The organism is Streptomyces venezuelae (genome assembly GCF_008642295.1).
Lineage (GTDB): Bacteria > Actinomycetota > Actinomycetes > Streptomycetales > Streptomycetaceae > Streptomyces > Streptomyces venezuelae_C.
This window is the reverse complement of record NZ_CP029190.1, coordinates 2,253,087-2,270,775: the sequence shown is the minus strand read 5'-3', so window position 1 is coordinate 2,270,775 and position 17,689 is coordinate 2,253,087. Positions and strand designations below refer to the sequence as shown.

The 17,689-nt window shown below is 71.4% G+C and carries 15 protein-coding genes; 10 read left to right on the top strand and 5 right to left on the bottom strand.

Annotated features, from left to right (window positions below; genetic code table 11):
• Nucleotides 1-63: 63 nt before the first annotated feature.
• Nucleotides 64-1,077 carry an NADP-dependent oxidoreductase gene (locus DEJ50_RS09830; RefSeq protein WP_150207179.1) on the bottom strand — a complete coding sequence of 338 codons (1,014 nt, stop codon included), beginning with the start codon at nt 1,075-1,077 and terminating at the stop codon, nt 64-66.
• Between the two features lie 100 nt (nt 1,078-1,177).
• On the opposite strand from DEJ50_RS09830, the gene DEJ50_RS09825 reads away from it, so the two are divergent.
• The 4 genes from DEJ50_RS09825 to DEJ50_RS09815 all read left to right on the top strand — a co-directional run bounded on the left by DEJ50_RS09825 (nt 1,178) and on the right by DEJ50_RS09815 (nt 5,046).
• Nucleotides 1,178-2,101, top strand: coding sequence for a LysR family transcriptional regulator (locus DEJ50_RS09825; RefSeq protein WP_150207178.1), 924 nt, complete (start codon nt 1,178-1,180; stop codon nt 2,099-2,101).
• Nucleotides 2,102-2,448: 347 nt separating this feature from the next.
• Nucleotides 2,449-2,589, top strand: coding sequence for a hypothetical protein (locus tag DEJ50_RS33860; protein ID WP_190344391.1), 141 nt, complete (start codon nt 2,449-2,451; stop codon nt 2,587-2,589).
• A 90-nt stretch (nt 2,590-2,679) separates the two neighbouring features.
• Nucleotides 2,680-3,720, top strand: coding sequence for a 3-isopropylmalate dehydrogenase (locus tag DEJ50_RS09820; protein WP_150207177.1), 1,041 nt, complete (start codon nt 2,680-2,682; stop codon nt 3,718-3,720).
• 240 nt (nt 3,721-3,960) lie between these two features.
• Nucleotides 3,961-5,046, top strand: a complete 1,086-nt coding sequence (locus tag DEJ50_RS09815; protein ID WP_150207176.1) for a branched-chain amino acid aminotransferase — start codon at nt 3,961-3,963, stop codon at nt 5,044-5,046.
• Nucleotides 5,047-5,122: 76 nt separating this feature from the next.
• Here the strand turns inward: DEJ50_RS09815 and DEJ50_RS33855 are convergent, their stop codons facing one another.
• Nucleotides 5,123-5,275: a hypothetical protein gene (locus DEJ50_RS33855; protein ID WP_190344389.1), complete on the bottom strand. Its 153-nt coding sequence runs from the start codon at nt 5,273-5,275 to the stop codon at nt 5,123-5,125.
• A 24-nt stretch (nt 5,276-5,299) separates the two neighbouring features.
• The gene (locus tag DEJ50_RS09810) at nt 5,300-6,709 is read right to left on the bottom strand and encodes a cytosine permease (RefSeq protein WP_150207175.1); all 1,410 of its coding nucleotides are present in this window, start codon (nt 6,707-6,709) and stop codon (nt 5,300-5,302) included.
• Nucleotides 6,710-6,902: 193 nt separating this feature from the next.
• Between DEJ50_RS09810 and DEJ50_RS09805 the strand changes: the two genes are divergently transcribed.
• From DEJ50_RS09805 to DEJ50_RS09790, 4 genes are all read left to right on the top strand, one after another.
• Complete coding sequence (locus tag DEJ50_RS09805; protein WP_150212028.1) at nt 6,903-7,949, top strand: agmatine/peptidylarginine deiminase; 1,047 nt, start codon at nt 6,903-6,905, stop codon at nt 7,947-7,949.
• A gap of 11 nt (nt 7,950-7,960) precedes the next feature.
• Nucleotides 7,961-8,578: a TetR/AcrR family transcriptional regulator gene (locus DEJ50_RS09800; RefSeq protein WP_411757591.1), complete on the top strand. Its 618-nt coding sequence runs from the start codon at nt 7,961-7,963 to the stop codon at nt 8,576-8,578.
• A 295-nt stretch (nt 8,579-8,873) separates the two neighbouring features.
• Nucleotides 8,874-10,496 (top strand): citramalate synthase, encoded by a 1,623-nt coding sequence (gene cimA / locus DEJ50_RS09795; RefSeq protein ID WP_150207174.1) that lies wholly within the window; start codon nt 8,874-8,876, stop codon nt 10,494-10,496.
• 111 nt (nt 10,497-10,607) lie between these two features.
• Nucleotides 10,608-11,936, top strand: a complete 1,329-nt coding sequence (locus DEJ50_RS09790) for a hypothetical protein (RefSeq protein WP_150207173.1) — start codon at nt 10,608-10,610, stop codon at nt 11,934-11,936.
• A 31-nt stretch (nt 11,937-11,967) separates the two neighbouring features.
• On the opposite strand, the gene DEJ50_RS09785 is transcribed toward DEJ50_RS09790, so the two are convergent.
• Complete coding sequence (locus tag DEJ50_RS09785; protein ID WP_150207172.1) at nt 11,968-12,585, bottom strand: YceI family protein; 618 nt, start codon at nt 12,583-12,585, stop codon at nt 11,968-11,970.
• Between the two features lie 231 nt (nt 12,586-12,816).
• Between DEJ50_RS09785 and DEJ50_RS09780 the strand changes: the two genes are divergently transcribed.
• Both DEJ50_RS09780 and DEJ50_RS09775 read left to right on the top strand, forming a co-directional pair.
• Complete coding sequence (locus DEJ50_RS09780) at nt 12,817-14,400, top strand: acyl-CoA carboxylase subunit beta (protein ID WP_150207171.1); 1,584 nt, start codon at nt 12,817-12,819, stop codon at nt 14,398-14,400.
• Nucleotides 14,401-14,417: 17 nt separating this feature from the next.
• On the top strand, nt 14,418-14,612 hold the full coding sequence (locus tag DEJ50_RS09775; protein ID WP_150207170.1) for an acyl-CoA carboxylase subunit epsilon: 195 nt from the start codon (nt 14,418-14,420) through the stop codon (nt 14,610-14,612).
• Nucleotides 14,613-14,637: 25 nt separating this feature from the next.
• Here the strand turns inward: DEJ50_RS09775 and DEJ50_RS09770 are convergent, their stop codons facing one another.
• Nucleotides 14,638-17,658, bottom strand: coding sequence for an NACHT domain-containing protein (locus tag DEJ50_RS09770; RefSeq protein ID WP_150207169.1), 3,021 nt, complete (start codon nt 17,656-17,658; stop codon nt 14,638-14,640).
• Nucleotides 17,659-17,689 lie beyond the last annotated feature (31 nt).

Sequence of the window (17,689 nt, the reverse complement as noted above, 5' to 3'; positions counted from 1 at the left end):
GCAGCCCCTCCAAAGGTCTACAGCCGTGCGGTAAGAGTTCGGTTAACTTCCAGGTGGCCGTAATCAAGGGGCGAGACGGACCAGCATCTTGCCCGTGTTGCCCCCGCGGAGCATGGTCAGGAAGGCGTCCACGGTGTGCTCGATTCCCTGCACAACGGTGGTGTCGGTGCCGACCCGCCCGCTGCACAGATGCGGGACGAGGAACTCCTCCAGTTCTGCCTGCAGATTGGTGTGATTGCGAACCAATACCCCTTCCAGGCGCAGCGACTTGTGTACGACCTCGAAGAGGTTGCGGGGAGCGGCCGGTGCGCGGTCGCCGTTGTAGTGGGAGATCGCGCCGACCCAGGCGATCCGGCCGTACTCGCGGAGCACGTCGATCGCGCCCGCCAGGTGGTCCCCGCCGACGTTGTCCACGTACACGTCGATGCCGTCCGGTGCGGCTGCGGCGAGGAGTTCGCCGACCGGACCGTCGTGGTAGTCGAAGGCCGCGTCGAAGCCGAGGGTCCCGGTGAGGTGGCGGACCTTCGCGGCCGAGCCGGCACTGCCGATGATCCGGCGGGCGCCCAGCAGCCGGGCGATGTGCAGGGTGGCGGTGCCGACGCCGCCCGCGGCGGAGGACACGTACAGGTCCTCACCCTCCCGGAGGGCGGCCGTCCGGGTGAGTGCCGCGTACGCGGTCAGGCCGGTGCCGCCGAGGATGGAGAGGTGGGCCTCCAGCGGCACCCCCTCGTACGGGCGGACCACGCGGGTGCCGTCCACGCCCGCGGTGACCAGGGCGTGGGTGCGCCAGCCGGCCCGGTGGAAGACCAGGTCGCCTTCGGACAGCCCGGGGTCGCGGGAGGCGATCACCCGGCCCAGCGAGCGGCCCTCCAGCGGGGTGTGCAGCTCGAAACCGTCCTCGCCGCCGTCCATCATGCCGCGGTGGTACGGGTCCACCGAGAGCAGCAGGTTCTCCACCACGGCGGTGCCGGGTGCGGGGGCGGGGACCGGGGTCTCGACGAGGCGGAACGCGTCGGCGGTGGGGAAGCCGGTGGGGCGGGTGATCTGGTGGACGGCGTGGCCGGTCTGGGTGCTCATGACGACGACGCTAGGAAGGAATCACCGGGCCGGGCAGAGGGTTGCGTTCATGGAAGCCGCACATCCATGAGCGGCGCTCATGGAAAGAGGGGCGGGCCGCATGGCACACGGGCAGGCACAGGACACGGCCGGGGTGGCCGCCGAGCTCGCCCCGCAGGAGCTCCGGGTCCTGGTGGCCGTCGCCGAGAACGGCGGGTTCTCCGCCGCCGCCGGGACGCTCGGCCTCACCCAGTCGGCCGTCTCGCACTCGGTGCGCGGCAGCGAGGCCAAGCTCGGCGCCGTGCTCTTCGACCGCGGCCGGTCCGGCGCCCGGCCCACCCCCGCCGGGGAGCGGGCCGTGGCCCACGCCCGCCGGATCCTCCGGCTGTACGAGGTCCTCGCCGCGGAGGTGCGCGCCGCGGCGGCGCCCGCCGGGGCCCTGGCCGGGCCCCTGCGCATCGCCGCCTTCCGCAGCGCGGCCCTGCACCTGCTGCCACCCGCCCTGGAGCGGCTCACCGCCCGCCACCCCGGGATCCGGCCCGAGGTGCGGGTGGTCCGCGAGCTCGGCGCCGGCACGGCGGGGGAGGTGGCCGCCGGCCGGGCCGACCTCGGCATCGCCACCCTCGGCGGCTCCGCGGACGTACCGGCCGGCCTGCTGAGCGGGGTGCTCGTCGAGGAGCCGTACGCCCTGGTGCACCCCGCCGGACACCCCGATCCCAAGGCGCTGCCGCTGCTGGACTGGGACGAGAACTGCGGGTCCTACACCCGGGAGTGGTGGCGCGGGCAGGACTGGATTCCGCGGGCCACCGTCACGGCGGAGGACGACGGCATGGTGCTGACCATGGTGGAACGGGGCCTCGGCATGGCGATCATGCCCGCCCTCTCCCTGGCCGGAGCACCGGACACGGTGCAGATCACCGATCTCGGACCGGAGCGCCCCACCCGTTCGGTGGGCTACGTCACCACCCGTGAGCAGGCCGGCACCCTGGCCGTCCAGGCCCTGATCCGCGAGCTCCGCGCCCAGCGGCGCCCCTCCGGCAGCTGAACCGCGCCGCGCCGCGCCGGGCCCCGGCCTGCGCGCCCGGCATCGTCCCGGCATCGCCCGGGCACCACCCGAGCACTCTCCGGGCACTCTCCGGGCACCGTTCGCGTATCGACCTGACACGTTCGTCTCAGATGCTAGGAAGTCCGAGTAATTGCGCAGACATACAGCCCGACCTGTCCTAGCTTTGTAGAAGCCGAACGTCTCGCCGATCCGGCGAATGGCGGTCGAGAGCGCGCGCCCCGAGCAGGCAACCCCTGCGGCGATGCGCTCCCCGCCCCTCCGGCGCCTTGAAGGAACCCCCCTCATCCGTGGCCCCGCCACGCCGTGATCTCAAGGAGTCGATCACCATGCACACCACCTCCTCCTCCCGCCCCGCCACCCGCCGCGTCCGCCACTCCTCCTCGGCCGACGCGGACCGCAGGAACGCTGCCGCCGCCCTGCAGCGCGCCCTGGACCGCCGTGACAACGGCGGCGAGACCGGCCACTGAGACCCGCCGGACCTGCTGCCGCCCCGGCATGTTGCGTCCAGATGGTGGACGCAACATGCCCGAGGGCTGGACAAGGAGTACGGTGCCGTCATGTCGACCAGCATCAATCTCGCAGTGATCCCCGGTGATGGCATCGGCCAGGAAGTCGTGGCTCAGGGCCTCAAGGTCCTTTCCGCGGTCCTGCCCCAGGATGTGAAGCTGGAGACCAAGGAATACGACCTCGGCGCCCAGCGCTGGCACCGCACCGGCGAGACCCTGCCGGACGCGGAGCTGGAGGCCCTCAAGCACCACGACGCGATCCTGCTGGGCGCCATCGGCGACCCCTCGGTCCCGTCCGGTGTCCTGGAGCGCGGTCTGCTGCTGAAGCTCCGCTTCGCCTTCGACCACTTCATCAACCTGCGCCCGTCCAAGCTGTTCCCGAACACCGCCACCCCGCTGGCCGGCCGCCCGGAGATCGACTTCATCGTCGTCCGCGAGGGCACCGAGGGCCCGTACACCGGCAACGGCGGCTCGCTGCGCACCGGTACCCCCGCCGAGGTGGCCACCGAGGTCAGCATCAACACCGCCTACGGTGTCGAGCGGGTCGTCCGCGACGCGTACGAGCGGGCCAACGCCCGCCCCCGCAAGAAGCTGACCCTGGTGCATAAGAACAACGTTCTCGTGTACGCCGGCCACCTGTGGAAGAACATCTTCGACACGGTCGGCCGGGAATACCCCGAGGTCACCACCGACTACCTGCACGTCGACGCCGCGACGATCTTCTTCGTCACGCAGCCCGAGCGCTTCGACGTCATCGTCACGGACAACCTCTTCGGTGACATCCTCACCGACCTGGCCGCCGCCGTGACCGGCGGAATCGGCCTGGCCGCCTCCGGGAACATCAACCCGACCGGCGCCTTCCCGTCCATGTTCGAGCCGGTCCACGGCTCCGCCCCGGACATCGCGGGCACCGGCAAGGCCGACCCGACCGCCACGATCCTCTCCGTCGCCCTCCTGCTGCGCCACCTCGGCTACGAGGCCCAGGCCGTCCGCATCGAGGAGGCCGTCTCGGCCGACCTGGCCGAGCGCGACGGCACCTTCCGGTCCACCGACCGCATCGGCGATGCCCTCGCCGCACGCGTAGCCGGCTGACCCGGCACACCTCGGCTCCACCAGCACAAGGAAAGCCGCCGGGTCGCGTTCCCTGGACCCGGCGGCTTTTCCTGTGCGGCCCCGGGTGCCACCATCTCCCTGGGCCGCAACGCCCCGTTTCTCCGAAGCCACCCCGCGCGCGATAATCGAACGCGAGGCCGCGGAATACGGGGAAGCTCGGACGTCCTAGTACGCCGTGAGCGCGGTCCGCCATACACAACCGGTGAAGGACAAGCACTCATGACGACGCCCACCATCGAGCTCAAGCCCTCCTCGAACCCGCTGTCCGACGCGGAGCGCGAGGCGATCCTGGCCAGCCCCGGATTCGGCCGCCACTTCACCGACCACATGGTGACCGTCAAGTGGACCGAGGGCCGCGGCTGGCACGACGCCGAGCTGGTCCCGTACGCGCCGCTGTCCATGGACCCGGCGAACATGACGCTGCACTACGCGCAGACGATCTTCGAGGGCCTCAAGGCGTACCGCCAGCCCGACGGCACCGTCGCCACCTTCCGCCCCGAGGCCAACGCCGAGCGGTTCCAGGCCTCCGCCCGCCGCATGGCGATGCCCGAGCTGCCCACCGAGCTGTTCATCGAGGCCTGCGACGCGCTCATCAAGCAGGACCGCGCCTGGGTGCCGGACTCCGGTGAAGCCTCCCTCTACCTGCGGCCGTTCATGTTCGCGACCGAGGTCGGCCTGGGCGTCCGCCCGGCCAACGAGTTCCTCTTCATGGTCATCGCCTCGCCCGCCGGCGCCTACTTCCCCGGTGGCGTCAAGCCGGTCTCCGTCTGGCTCTCCGAGGAGTACGTCCGCGCGGTCAAGGGCGGCACCGGCGCGGCCAAGACCGGCGGCAACTACGCGGCCTCGCTGGTCGCGCAGGCCCAGGCGGCCTCGCACGGCTGCGACCAGGTGGTCTGGCTGGATGCCGTCGAGCACCGCTGGATCGAGGAAATGGGCGGCATGAACCTGTACTTCGTGTACGGCGACCGCATCGTGACCCCCGAGCTCACCGGCTCGCTCCTCCCCGGCATCACCCGCGACTCCCTCCTCACCATCGCCCGCGACCTCGGCTACACCGCCGAGGAGGGCCGGATCACCACCGAGGACTGGAAGCGGGACAACGAGAACGGCACGCTCACCGAGGTGTTCGCCTGCGGTACCGCCGCCGTGATCACCCCGGTCGGCTCGGTCAAGTCCGAGCGCGCCAACTGGACCCAGGGCGACGGCGAGCCCGGCCAGGTCACCATGCGCCTGCGCAAGGCCCTGCTGGAGCTCCAGACCGGCCACTCCGCCGACACCCATGGCTGGATGCACCAGCTCGGCTGATGCCGCGCACCCCTGTCGTACGGCGAAGGGCCCCCGCGCAGTGGCGCGGGGGCCCTTGTGCGTGGGGCCGCAGTGGTCAGCCCTCGTTCTTCTTCTCGTCCTTCTTGTCCTCGTCCCCGCGCTTGGCCCGGCCCTCCGGGCCGAGCCCGGTCAGGGCGTCGCCGAAGGCGTACGCGAGGCCCGCGATCCCCTTGACCACCTTGCCGGCCACGTATGCGAGCTCTTCCACAGCGCCTCCCCGTTTGTCGTACCGCTAGTCGATCGCCAGCACGACCTCCCGGACCGGTGCGGTCCGGAAGGTCAGCGCCGTGTACACCAGGCCGCCGACCAGCCCCGACAGGATGAAGCTGCAGTCCACCCCGCCGGTCAGGGCCAGCAGCGGCCCTTCGTACAGCGGGGTCGACACGGCGGCCAGGCCCACCGCCGCACCCGCCGCCCAGGAGGCGGTGGCGCGGAGGTTCCACCCGGCGCTGTACCAGTAGACGCCGCCACGGGCCCGGCGGTTGAACACCTGGAGCGCTTCCTGGTCGTACTTCCCGCGGCAGCGCAGATGGCCGATCAGGGTGATCACGGCCCAGGGCGTGCCCAGCGCGGTGAGCAGCAGCACGAAGGAGGTCATCGCGGCCTGCGCGCTCCAGGCGAAGGAGCCGAGGAAGACGAAGCCGGTGGCGACGCCCGCGGCGATCAGGGTGGCCCGGGTCCGGGTGGCGCGGGGCAGGATGGCGTCGAGGTCGAGGCCCATCGAGTACAGCATCAGCCCGGCGTTGCCGATGGAGCCGCCCGCGGCGGCCAGCAGCAGCGGGATCAGGTACCAGCCGGGCGAGGCCTCGACCAGCGGTCCGGCGTAGTCCAGGCCGGCCCGGGCGGCCAGCGCGGTGTAGGTGCCGAAGAGCTGCGGGACCAGCAGGCCGAAGAGCAGGCCGGCGCAGGTGGCCCAGAAGACCTTGCGGGAGCCGTGCCGGGCGGGGGAGATGTAGCGGGTGTAGTCGCCGAGCAGGGTGATGAAGGCGACCGGGCCACTGAGCCCGGCGGCGACGGCGGCGAGCACCCAGGTCGGCCAGAAGGAGCCCAGCAGGTACGGGGTGTCCGGCGGGGCGGCGGTGGTGAAATCGCCGGAGTACGCGAACACGCCCACCGCCAGCAGTACCACCATGGCCACGGCCAGCAGCTTGCTCATCCGCAGCAGCAGCCGGTAGCCGAAGACGGCCCCGACGACGGTGCAGGCGGCCAGGACCCCGTACATCAGGGCCCGGGAGGCCCCGCCGTCCGGCAGCCCGGTGAGCCGGGAGAGCACCCCGACCATCACGTCGCCGCCGATCCACAGGGTGAGCGCGGTGTAGCCGAGCGAGAGCAGCAGTCCCACCACCGAGCCGACGAGCCGGCCCCGGACCCCGAACTGGGCCCCGCTGGAGGTGGACAGGTTGGTGCCCGTCCGGAGCGAGACGAGGGCGAGCGGCGCGGTGAACGCGATCCCGATGAGGGTGCCGGTCACGATGGCGGTCACCGAGGGCCACAGGCCCAGGCCGAAGGAGGGCGGCAACCAGCCGAAGACGATCACGCCGAGGCAGAGATTCGATCCGAGCAGGATCGCCACGAGGTCGCGCGGGGTGCTGGTGCGCTCCTCCTCCGGGATGGTGTCGACTCCGCGCTGTTCTATGGGCATGGGGGGACTCCCGGGCAGAGGGCGGTGACTGGGGGGTGGGTTTGTTTGAGCGGCACTCAATGTGACTCAAGGCCCGGTCTCAGGTCAATGGTTCCTTGCGGGAAAGTGAAGAGTTAGAGTGATGCTCTAACCGAATCCGTTGCCCTCAACCGCCTGTACTGCCTGTAGACCAGCGAGGACCACTGACGTGATCATGAACAAGCCCGTGGACGCCGGATTCCGCATGCCCCCCGAGTGGGCGCCGCACGAGCGCACCTGGATGGCCTGGCCCAGCCTCAATCCGACCTTCACCAACACGGAGGAGCTCGCCGAGGCCCGCCGCGCCTGGGGCGCCGTGGCCCGCGCCGTCAGCGCGTACGAGCCGGTCACCCTGGTGGTCTCGCCCGGCGACGCCGAAGGCGCCCGCGCCGTGGTCGGCCCCGGCGACAAGCACCCCATCGACCTGGTCGAGCGGGAGCTGGACGACGCCTGGATGCGGGACATCGGCCCCACCTTTGTCACCAACCGCCAGGGCGAGCTCGCCGCCGTGGACTGGACCTTCAACGGCTGGGGCGCCCAGGAATGGGCCCGCTGGGACAACGACTCCAAGGTCGCCCGCCACGTCTCCGACCTGGTCGGCACCCGTACGTACTCCACCCCGCTGGTCAACGAGGGCGGCGCCATCCACGTCGACGGCGAGGGCACCGTCCTGCTGACCGACACCGTGCAGCTGGGCGCGGGCCGCAACCCCGACTGGACCCGCGAGCAGGTCGAGCAGGAGATCCACGCCCACCTGGGCACCACCAAGGCCATCTGGCTGCCGTACGGCCTGGCCGGCGACTACGGCACCTATGGCACCCAGGGCCATGTGGACATCGTCGCGGCCTTCGCCCGCCCCGGCGTGGTCATGGTCCACAGCCAGCCCGACCCGGCCCACCCGGACCACGAGCGCGGCAAGACCATCGCCGCCATCCTGCGCGCCGCCACCGACGCCCAGGGCCGGCCGCTGGAGGTCGTGGAGATCCCCGCCCCGACCGTGCTGGAAGAGGACGACGAGTGGGTGGACTACTCGTATATCAACCACTACCTGTGCAACGACGGCGTCGTGCTGTGCTCCTTCGACGACCCGCGCGACGACGAGGCCGCCGAGATCTTCCGCGGACTGTTCCCGGAGCGGACCGTGACACTGGTTGACGCACGTACGATTTTCGCCGGGGGTGGCGGCATCCACTGCATCACCCAGCAACAGCCGAAGGTGTGAGGAGAGTGGCCATGGTGGCGGGTGGGGTACGCGCGCGGAAGAACGCGCCGCCGCGCGAGGACGTACTCGTCGCCGCCATGGCCACGATCGCCGAGCGCGGCCTGGACGGGCTCACCATGGCCGGACTGGGCCGCCAGGTCGGCATGAGCAGCGGCCACCTCCTCTACTACTTCCGCAGCAAGGACGAGCTGCTGCTGCAGACCCTGGAGTGGAGCGAGGCGGCCCTCGGCGGCGAACGGCGGGCCCTGCTCTCCCGGCGCGGCCCGGTCCGCGACCGGCTGACCGCCTATGTCGACCTGTACGTGCCCCAGTACGCCCGGGACCCGCACTGGACGCTCTGGCTGGAGGTCTGGAACCGCTCCCAGAACGCCGGCCCGGAGGAGCGCGACCGCCAGGCCGCCATCGAGGGCGCCTGGCACCGCGACCTGGTGGCGCTGCTCGCCGAGGGCATCTCGCGCGGCGAATTCCGGCCGGTGGACGCCGACCGCTTCGCCGCCCGCACCCGGGCCCTGCTGGACGGGTTCAGCATCCAGCTGGCGGTCGGCCTGCCCGGCCTGGACCGCCGGCAGATCCTCGACCACGTACAGGAGTTCTTCGCCGAGGCCCTCACCCCGGTGACCGTATCGTGAGACCGGCGTCCAGCTGCCGGAGGCGATGTGGCAAACTGCGGGCGTGCTTGCTCAGCCCATGATTATCGGCAGCAGCGCGCCGGTCCGCAGTGGCCGCTGAACCGTGGACAACCTCCGCGGAGGCGGCCACCGTGCCCCAGACCCGCGCGCAGACCTCTCGCACCCGCGAGGGGTCTTTTCGTTTACCGGCTCCATTCCGGCCGGAGACCGTGAGCGCGCGATGATGGGGGCAAGTGGCGGCGACCATCCCTGGGCGGGCATCCGGAGCCACTCATCCGACAGGAGCCAGAACACCGTGACGCCAACAGAGACGACAGCGCCGAAGGCCGTCCTCGACGACAGCTTCCACGTCTTCGACACCACGCTGCGGGACGGCGCGCAGCGCGAGGGCATCAACCTCACGGTCGCGGACAAGCTGACGATCGCCCGGTACCTGGACGAGTTCGGTGTCGGCTTCATCGAGGGCGGCTGGCCCGGCGCCAACCCGCGCGACACCGAGTTCTTCGCCCGCGCCCGCGCCGAGATCGACTTCAAGCACGCCCAGCTGGTGGCCTTCGGCGCCACCCGCCGGGCCGGCGGCTCCGCGGCCGAGGACCCCCAGGTTCGGGCCCTGCTGGAGTCCGGCGCACCCGTGATCACCCTGGTCGCCAAATCCCACGACCGGCATGTCGAGCTGGCCCTGCGCACCACCCTGGACGAGAACCTGGAGATGGTCCGGGACACCGTCTCCTACCTGCGCGAGCAGGGCCGCCGGGTGTTCGTCGACTGCGAGCACTTCTTCGACGGCTACCGGGCCAACCCGGAGTACGCCAAGTCCGTGGTCCGCACCGCGTACGAGGCCGGCGCCGACGTGGTCGTCCTCTGCGACACCAACGGCGGCATGCTCCCCGCCCAGGTCACCGCCGTGGTCTCCACCGTCCTCGCCGACACCGGCGCCCGGCTCGGCATCCACGCCCAGGACGACACCGGCTGCGCCGTGGCCAACACCCTCGCCGCCGTGGACGGCGGCGCCACCCATGTGCAGTGCACCGCCAACGGCTACGGCGAGCGGGTCGGCAACGCCAACCTCTTCCCGGTGGTCGCCGCCCTGGAGATCAAGTACGGCCGCGAGGTCCTGCCGCCCGGCGCCCTGGCCGAGATGACCCGGATCTCCCACGCCATCGCCGAGGTCGTCAACCTCACCCCCTCCACGCACCAGCCGTACGTCGGAGTCTCCGCCTTCGCCCACAAGGCCGGACTGCACGCCTCGGCCATCAAGGTCGACCCGGACCTCTACCAGCACATCGACCCCGAGCGGGTCGGCAACACCATGCGGATGCTGGTCTCCGACATGGCCGGCCGGGCCTCCATCGAGCTCAAGGGCCGGGAGCTCGGCGTGGACCTCGGCGGGGACCGCGCCCTGGTCTCCCGGGTCGTGGAGCGGGTCAAGGAACGGGAGCTGGCCGGCTACACCTACGAGGCCGCCGACGCCTCCTTCGAGCTCCTGCTCAGGGAGGAGGCGGAGGGCCGCGCCCGCCGGTTCTTCCGGATCGAGTCCTGGCGGGCCATCGTCGAGGACCGCCCGGACGGTACGCACGCCAACGAGGCCACCGTGAAGCTCTGGGCCAAGGGGGAGCGGATCGTGGCCACGGCGGAGGGCAACGGCCCCGTCAACGCCCTGGACCGGGCGCTCCGGGTGGCCCTGGAGCGCTTCTTCCCGCAGCTGGCCAAGTTCGAGCTGGTCGACTACAAGGTCCGCATCCTGGAGGGCACCCACGGCACCGAGTCCACCACCCGGGTGCTGGTCACCACCACGGACGGCCACCGCGAGTGGAACACGGTCGGGGTGGCGCCGAATGTGATCGCCGCGTCCTGGCAGGCGCTGGAGGACGCCTTCACCTACGGCCTCCTGCACGCGGGCATCGAACCGGCGGAGTAGCCCGGCTCCGGTGCTCCCGCCTCCGGCGCTCCCGCCCCGCCGGGCTCCGGCCCGGCGGGGACTTATGTCCTATTAACACAGGAAAGTGCCTGTTCAGGTAGCGTCGTAGGCATGAGGACCAGGCTGATATCCGTACTTTCCGGTGTGCTGTTGGCCCTGCCGGTGGGCGCCGTCGCCCTCGCGTCGCCGGCCGCCGCAGCAACCGGGCCCGCCGCTGTGGCCGAGGCGCTCAAGGAGAGCCCGGTCTATGTCGATCCGCGCGCCGCGGCGCAGTTGCCGAAGGACCAGGCGGACGCGCTGGCGAAGAAGATCAAGGACGCCGACAAGCCCGTGTTCGTCGCGGTGCTGCCGAACTCCGCCGAGTTCCCGCCCGAGAGCGTGCTCTCCACCGTCCGCAACAACACCGGCATCACCGGCCTCTATGCGATCCGGCTCGGCGACGGCTTCAACGCCGGCGCGGACAAGGCCGTCATGCCCACCAACGCGGTACGCAACCTCACCAGCGCGGTGAAGAGCGGCGGGACGGTGGACGCCGCCACCCAGCTGAACACCTTCGTGGACCAGGCACTGGCCCAGGCCAAGGGCAGCGCCCCGGCCTCCTGGGGCACCACCGGCACGGACGGCGGGGCCCCGGTCGCCGGCCTGATCGGTCTCGGCGCCGTGGTGGCGGTCGGCGGCGGTGGCGCGTACGCCCTGGTCCGCCGCAACCGGAAGCAGAAGGAAGAGGCCCGGCGCGAGGCCATCGAGAAGCTGCGGGTGGTGGTCGACGAGGACATCACCGCCTTCGGCGAGGAGCTGGAACGCCTCGACTTCCACCCGTCCGAGCCCGGCGCCGACGACTCCATGCGCACGGACTACGAGAAGGCCCTGGACTCGTACGACAAGGCCAAGCAGATCATGGGCAACGTCCAGCACCCCGACGAGGTCAAGGGCGTGACCCAGGCGCTGGAGGACGGCCGGTTCTCGCTGGCCGTGCTCGCCGCCCGCCGCGAGGGCCGGGCGCTTCCCGAGCGCCGGCTGCCCTGCTTCTTCGACCCGCGGCACGGACCCAGCACCGAGGACGCGGGCTGGGCGCCGGCCGGCGGGACCGCCCGGACGGTCCCGGTGTGCACGGCGGACGCGGTCCGGCTGCGCGAGGGCCGGGACCCGATGCTCCGTACGGTGGACACCGAGCACGGGCCGCGGCCGTACTACGACGCCGGCCCGGCGTACGGTCCCTGGGCCGGCGGCTACTTCGGCGGCGGCATCCTGCCCGGCCTGCTGATGGGCACGATGCTCGGCTCGATGATGTCCACCCCGGCCTATGCCGCCGACTTCGGCAGCGGCGACGTCGGCAACGGCTTCGAGGGCGGGGACTTCTCCGGCTCCGACTTCAGCGCCTCCGACTTCGGCGGCGGGGACTGGGGCGGTGGCGGCGGCTTCGACGGGGGCGGCTTCTAGGCCGCCCCCCGGGGGTCCCTGTCGCCGGTGCTCAGGCCTGCTTGATCGCCGAGATGTCGAAGGTCAGCTTCACCCTGTCGCTGACCATCACACCGCCGGCCTCCAAGGCCGCGTTCCAGGTCAGGCCCCAGTCGGAACGCAGGATCTCGGTGCTGCCCTCGAACCCCACCCGCTCGTTGCCGTACACATCGGTGGCGGAGCCGTTGAACTCCAGGTCGATGGCGAGCGGCCGGGTGACGTCCTTGATGGTCAGGTCGCCGCTGATCCGGTAGCGGTCGCCGCCCAGCTGCTGCGCTGCGGTGGACCGGAAGGTCATCACCGGGTACGCCTCGGCGTCGAAGAAGTCACCGCTGCGCAGGTGCGTGTCGCGGTCCGCGATACCGGTGTCCACCGAGGCGATCCGGACCTCGATGGCGGCGGTCGACCGGGCCGGGTCGGCGCCGTCCAGGTGCAGGGTGCCCTGGTGTTCGGCGAAGGTGCCCCGGACGTTGGTCACCATCGCGTGCCGGACGGTGAAGCCGATGCTGCTGTGCGCGGCGTCGATCACGTAGTCGCCGGTGAGGGCGGCGAGGGCCGGGTCAAGGGTGGAGACGGTGCCGGCGGCGGCGGTGGTGGTGTTCTGCTGGCTGCGACGGGTGAACAGGCCCATGATGCACTCCTCGGTTGTTGTTGAAACTTCAATGAAAATGACGGTAGACCCATTCCGTTCAAATTTCAACATCTAGGTTGAGTTTGTGGACACCCCACAAAGGATGAAGGTCCCTCCTGGTGATGTCCTTGCGCCGCTCCCCGGTTCTGTCCCGTCCTCACAGCGGATCGCGCCCGAGACTGTGCGGTATCTACGGAGGGTTTCGCTTGGTCCTCTTCGTAAGGTCGATACATGACCGTTGTGGACCAGATCCCGGGCGAGCCGACGGATGCTCGCGGCCGAGTGGCCGAGCTGCACGACCTGCGCGAGCAGGCGCGGCGCGGCCCCAGCGACCGCGCCACCGAAGCCCAGCACGCCAAGGGCAAGCTCACCGCCCGCGAGCGCATCGCGCTCCTGCTGGACGAGGGTTCCTTCAAGGAGGTCGAGCAGCTGCGCCGGCACCGCGCCAGCGGGTTCGGTCTGGAAGCCCGCAAGCCGTACACGGACGGTGTGATCACCGGCTGGGGCACGGTGGAGGGCCGGACGGTCTTCGTCTACGCCCACGACTTCCGGATCTTCGGCGGCGCGCTCGGTGAGGCGCACGCGGCGAAGATCCACAAGATCATGGACATGGCCATTGCGGCCGGTGCGCCGCTGGTCTCGCTCAACGACGGGGCCGGCGCCCGTATCCAGGAGGGCGTCAGTGCCCTGGCCGGGTACGGCGGTATCTTCCAGCGCAACACCAAGGCCTCGGGCGTCATCCCGCAGATCTCGGTCATGCTCGGCCCCTGCGCCGGCGGTGCGGCGTACTCGCCGGCGCTGACGGACTTCGTGTTCATGGTCCGGGACACCTCGCAGATGTTCATCACCGGCCCGGACGTGGTCCGTGCGGTGACCGGCGAGGAGATCAGCCAGAACGGCCTGGGCGGCGCCGACGTGCACGCCGAGACCTCCGGCGTCGCGCACTTCGCCTACGACGACGAAGAGAACTGCATCGCCGAGGTCCGCTACCTCATCTCGATGCTGCCCTCGAACAACCGCGAGAACCCGCCGGTGCACGCCACCGACGACCCGGCCGACCGGCGCTCGGACGTACTGCTCGACCTGGTCCCGGCCGATGGCAACCGCCCGTACGACATGCACAAGGTGATCGAGGAACTCGTCGACGACGGCGACTTCCTGGAGATCCACGAGCGCTGGGCCCGCAACATCATCTGCGCGCTCGCCCGCCTGGACGGCCAGGTCGTCGGCATCGTCGCCAACCAGCCGGCCCACCTCGCAGGTGTCCTGGACATCGAGGCCTCGGAGAAGTCCGCGCGCTTCGTCCAGATGTGCGACGCGTTCAACATTCCGATCGTGACCCTGCTGGATGTGCCGGGCTTCCTGCCGGGTGTGGACCAGGAGCACGGCGGGATCATCCGGCACGGTGCGAAGCTGCTGTACGCGTACTGCAACGCCACCGTCCCGCGGATCAGCCTGATCCTGCGCAAGGCCTACGGCGGTGCGTACATCGTGATGGACTCCCAGTCCATCGGCGCCGACCTCACCTACGCCTGGCCCACCAACGAGATCGCGGTCATGGGCGCGGAGGGCGCGGCCAACGTCATCTTCCGCCGCCAGATCGCCGACGCCGAAGACCCCGAGGCCATGCGCGCCCGGATGGTCAAGGAGTACAAGGCCGAGCTGATGCACCCGTACTACGCGGCCGAACGCGGCCTCGTCGACGACGTCATCGACCCCGCCGAAACCCGCGAGACGCTGATCAGCGCCCTCGCGATGCTCCGCAACAAGCACGCCGACCTGCCGTCCCGCAAGCACGGCAACCCGCCGCAGTAAGAGGAGACACGCCACCGATGAGCACCGACATGCTGCTGCGCGTCGAAAAGGGCAACGCCAAGCCCGAGGAGCTGGCCGCGATCACCGCGATCCTGCTGGCCCGCGCCGCGTCCACCCCGGACATCCCGGCCCCCCGCGCCCGCACCACGGCCGGCTGGCGCCGCCTGGAGCGCACCCCGGGCTTCCGCGCCCCGCACTCCTGGCAGGGCTGACCCCCAGACCCCTCCGTACGGCCGCTCAGCCGAGCCGGACGTTGATGCCCTCGGGCACCGAGTCCAGGTTCGGGGGGCGGCCGTCGGCCGTTCGGCAGCCGTAGAGGTACAGAGTCTCCAGGGTGCCGAGCGAGGCCAGCGAACCCAAGTCCGCCGGCAGCAGACAGTCCCGGAACGCGACGGTGCCCAGCCGGCGTGGCGCGCTGCGGATGGCCGGGAGCCAGGTGCGCAGGTCGTAGCCATCCATGGCCAGGAAGAAGAGATGGCTCAGGCCGCTCAGCTCGTCGAATCCACGCGGTTCACCGCGGCCCCGCAGGTCGAGGAGGCCCAGCGCGGGCCGGTCGGTGAGGGACGCGAGGTCCGTTTCGGGGGCAAGGCGGCCCAGGCTCAGATTCCATGTCTCGGCGGGCACCGGGATGTCCCGGAGCGGGGGCAGCGATACCCAGCCCTCCAGTGCCAGGTTGTCCAGTCTGGGCAGGTCGCGCAGCGGCGTGGCATCGGTCAGCGGCACGTTCCCCCGCAGGGTGAGCGACGTGAGCTCATCGTGATGCCGCAACGGAGCGAGATCTGCCTCATTGCGGAGGTCGTACATCGTGAGACTGTGCAAGCCGGCCAGCTGGGTCGTCTGGGCGAGGCCGTCGAAGAACGGGTACACCACCCCCACGCGACGGACGTCGGGGAGCCGCAGTAGAGCAGGCCACTGCGTTGGGTGCGTCAGCGTCAGATGCACCCGCGTCAGCGGCAGTCGGCGCAAGACCCGCTCCGCGTACTCATCCGGGTCGAAGTACCCCCATGCGCCCGCGAGGGACGATGCCGACCTGCCCTCAGCGCCGGGCACCCAATGGGCCAGCCGGTCCAGGGCCCGGGAGCCGCCGATGAGTGCGGCCGTGCGCACGGTGGCCTCTGCGGGCTCCGTCGACAGCCCGCTCAAGGACCCGGGAAGCCGGCTCAGCACCGCCGGGCCCACCGCCGCCAGCGCCGCGGCCTCCTCGTCCCCGCTCGGCGGGATCAGCGAGTCCAGCGCCTCGTCCAGGCCGGACACGACCTCCTCCGGCACCGCTTCCATCGTCTCCAGGCAGGACGCCGCCAGCCGCTTCAGCCGCCTCCGGTGCCGTGGCTCCGCAGCCGCCCGCCCCAGCACCCCCTCGATCAGCTCCGTCCGCTGGGTGCGGTTCGCGTGGCCCGCCGCCATCACGATCGTCTCGTACCAGAAGTCCAGGTGCGCCCGCCCCACCAGGTTGCCGATGTTGTCCTGCACGGCCGCGTCCGCCGCCGCCAGGTACTCCTGGAAGCTGCGGTGCAGGAAGTCGATCCGGCCGTCGGCCGGGGAGCGGAGCACCCCCGAGCGGGCCACCAGGTGGTCCAGCACCGCGGACGCCTCGAAGCCCTCCAGATGCCGCATCGCGCCGAGCGCATAGTGCACATGGACCTCGGCCCGCTGCCGCGCGATCTCGTTGCGACCGTTGTCCGACAGCCGCCAGGCGAGGTCCTGGAGCAGCCGCAGCTTGTCGGTCAGCGTCAGCTGGACGTCCAGGCCGCTCGGCACGCACCGCTCGGCGTCCCGGCGCTGCACCAGGATCTCCAGGGCGATCCGGTACAGCTCCATCCGGTTGCGCGGCAGCTGCCCGCGCCGGTCCAGGTGCAGGGCGCAGAGCAGAGCCGCCAGCAAGGGCGTGGCCGCCAGGGACTGGAGGTGCGGCCGGTTCTGGAGGCTGGTCAGCAAGGCCCGCTCGTAGTCGGGCAGTTCCTCGTCCCGGTCCAGCACCGCCTCGTGCCACTGGCGGACGAACTCGGCCAGGTCGGCCGGCCGCATCCGGTCCAGCAGGACCGGCCGGAAGCCTTCCGCCCGCAGCCAGTCGCTGCGGGCCGCCGCCGGGCGGGAGGTGACCACCGCGCGGTTGGCCGGATAGGCGAGCAGCAGGCGGCGCAGCCAGTCCCGGACCGCCCGCCGTTCGGCGGCGGGCAGCTCGTCCACCCCGTCCACCAGTAACAGCGCGCGCCCGGCGGCGAGCTGCCGGTCCACCCAGGCCGTCGGCATGTGCCCGGTCAGCGGACCCGCCACCTCGTCCAACAGGGCCTCGGGAGAGGGGAGTTCCCGGCCCGCGTACCGGCGCAGGGTGACCGGGACCGGCACCAGGCCGTTCCAGGCGGCCAGCTCCCCCTCGAAGGCACCGCGGGCGGCGGTCACCGCCAGCCACTGGAGCAGGGTCGTCTTGCCGGAGCCGGCCTCGCCCCGCAGCAGCACCCGGTCCGCGTCCTTCAGCGCGCTCTCCACCCGCCGGCCGTGCCCGTCGTCCTCGGGCGCATGGGGCACGGCCTCCTGGGTGGTCCGCAGGCTCACGTACGCCACCGACAGCTTTGTCCGCGCGGCGCGCTCCGAGGCGAAGCTGAACAGTTCGATCTCGTCCAGCGAGCGGGAGACGAGCTCCAGGTACTCCCGGCGGAAGGCCTCGTCCCGGCCTTCGCCCTCGGGCGCGTACAGGGACCGGGCCGGGAGCCGTTCCAGGACCTGGGAGAGCTCCGCCGCCAGGGAGGTGGTCCGGCCCAGCAGTTCCGTCACCGCGCGTTCGGTGAACACCGGCAGCCGGCGCAGGACGCGTACGTAGCAGTCGCAGCACTCCGAGAACAGCAGCTCGTACAGCGCCTCGGCCGGCTCGTCCAGGCCGGCCGGGGCCGGGACCGCGCGGCGGATGCGGCGGGCCAGCTCCGCCGCGTCCGCGTCCGAGCCGATGATCGCCGCGTCCGAGAGGTCGGCCCGGGTGAAGGTGTCCGTCACCGCGTCGAGGGCGGACCGGCGGCCGGCTTCCGAAAGGCCGCGGAACTCGTGGGCGAGCAGCGGTTCCAGCCGGGCCGCCACCGCGTCCGCGATCTGCTCGAACTGCCGCTCCAGGCTCCGCTGCGGACGCAGTCCGGCCACCCGCACCCGGATCAGCTCCGACAGCTCGGACCGGCCCTCCTGGGCGCGGCGTTTCGGCGCCAGCCACAGTCCGGCCGCCCGGGTCGCCAGCACCCGCCCCAGATTGATCGCCGCAACCTCAGCGCTCATCGCACCCCCTCGTCGGAAAGACAGAACGCCG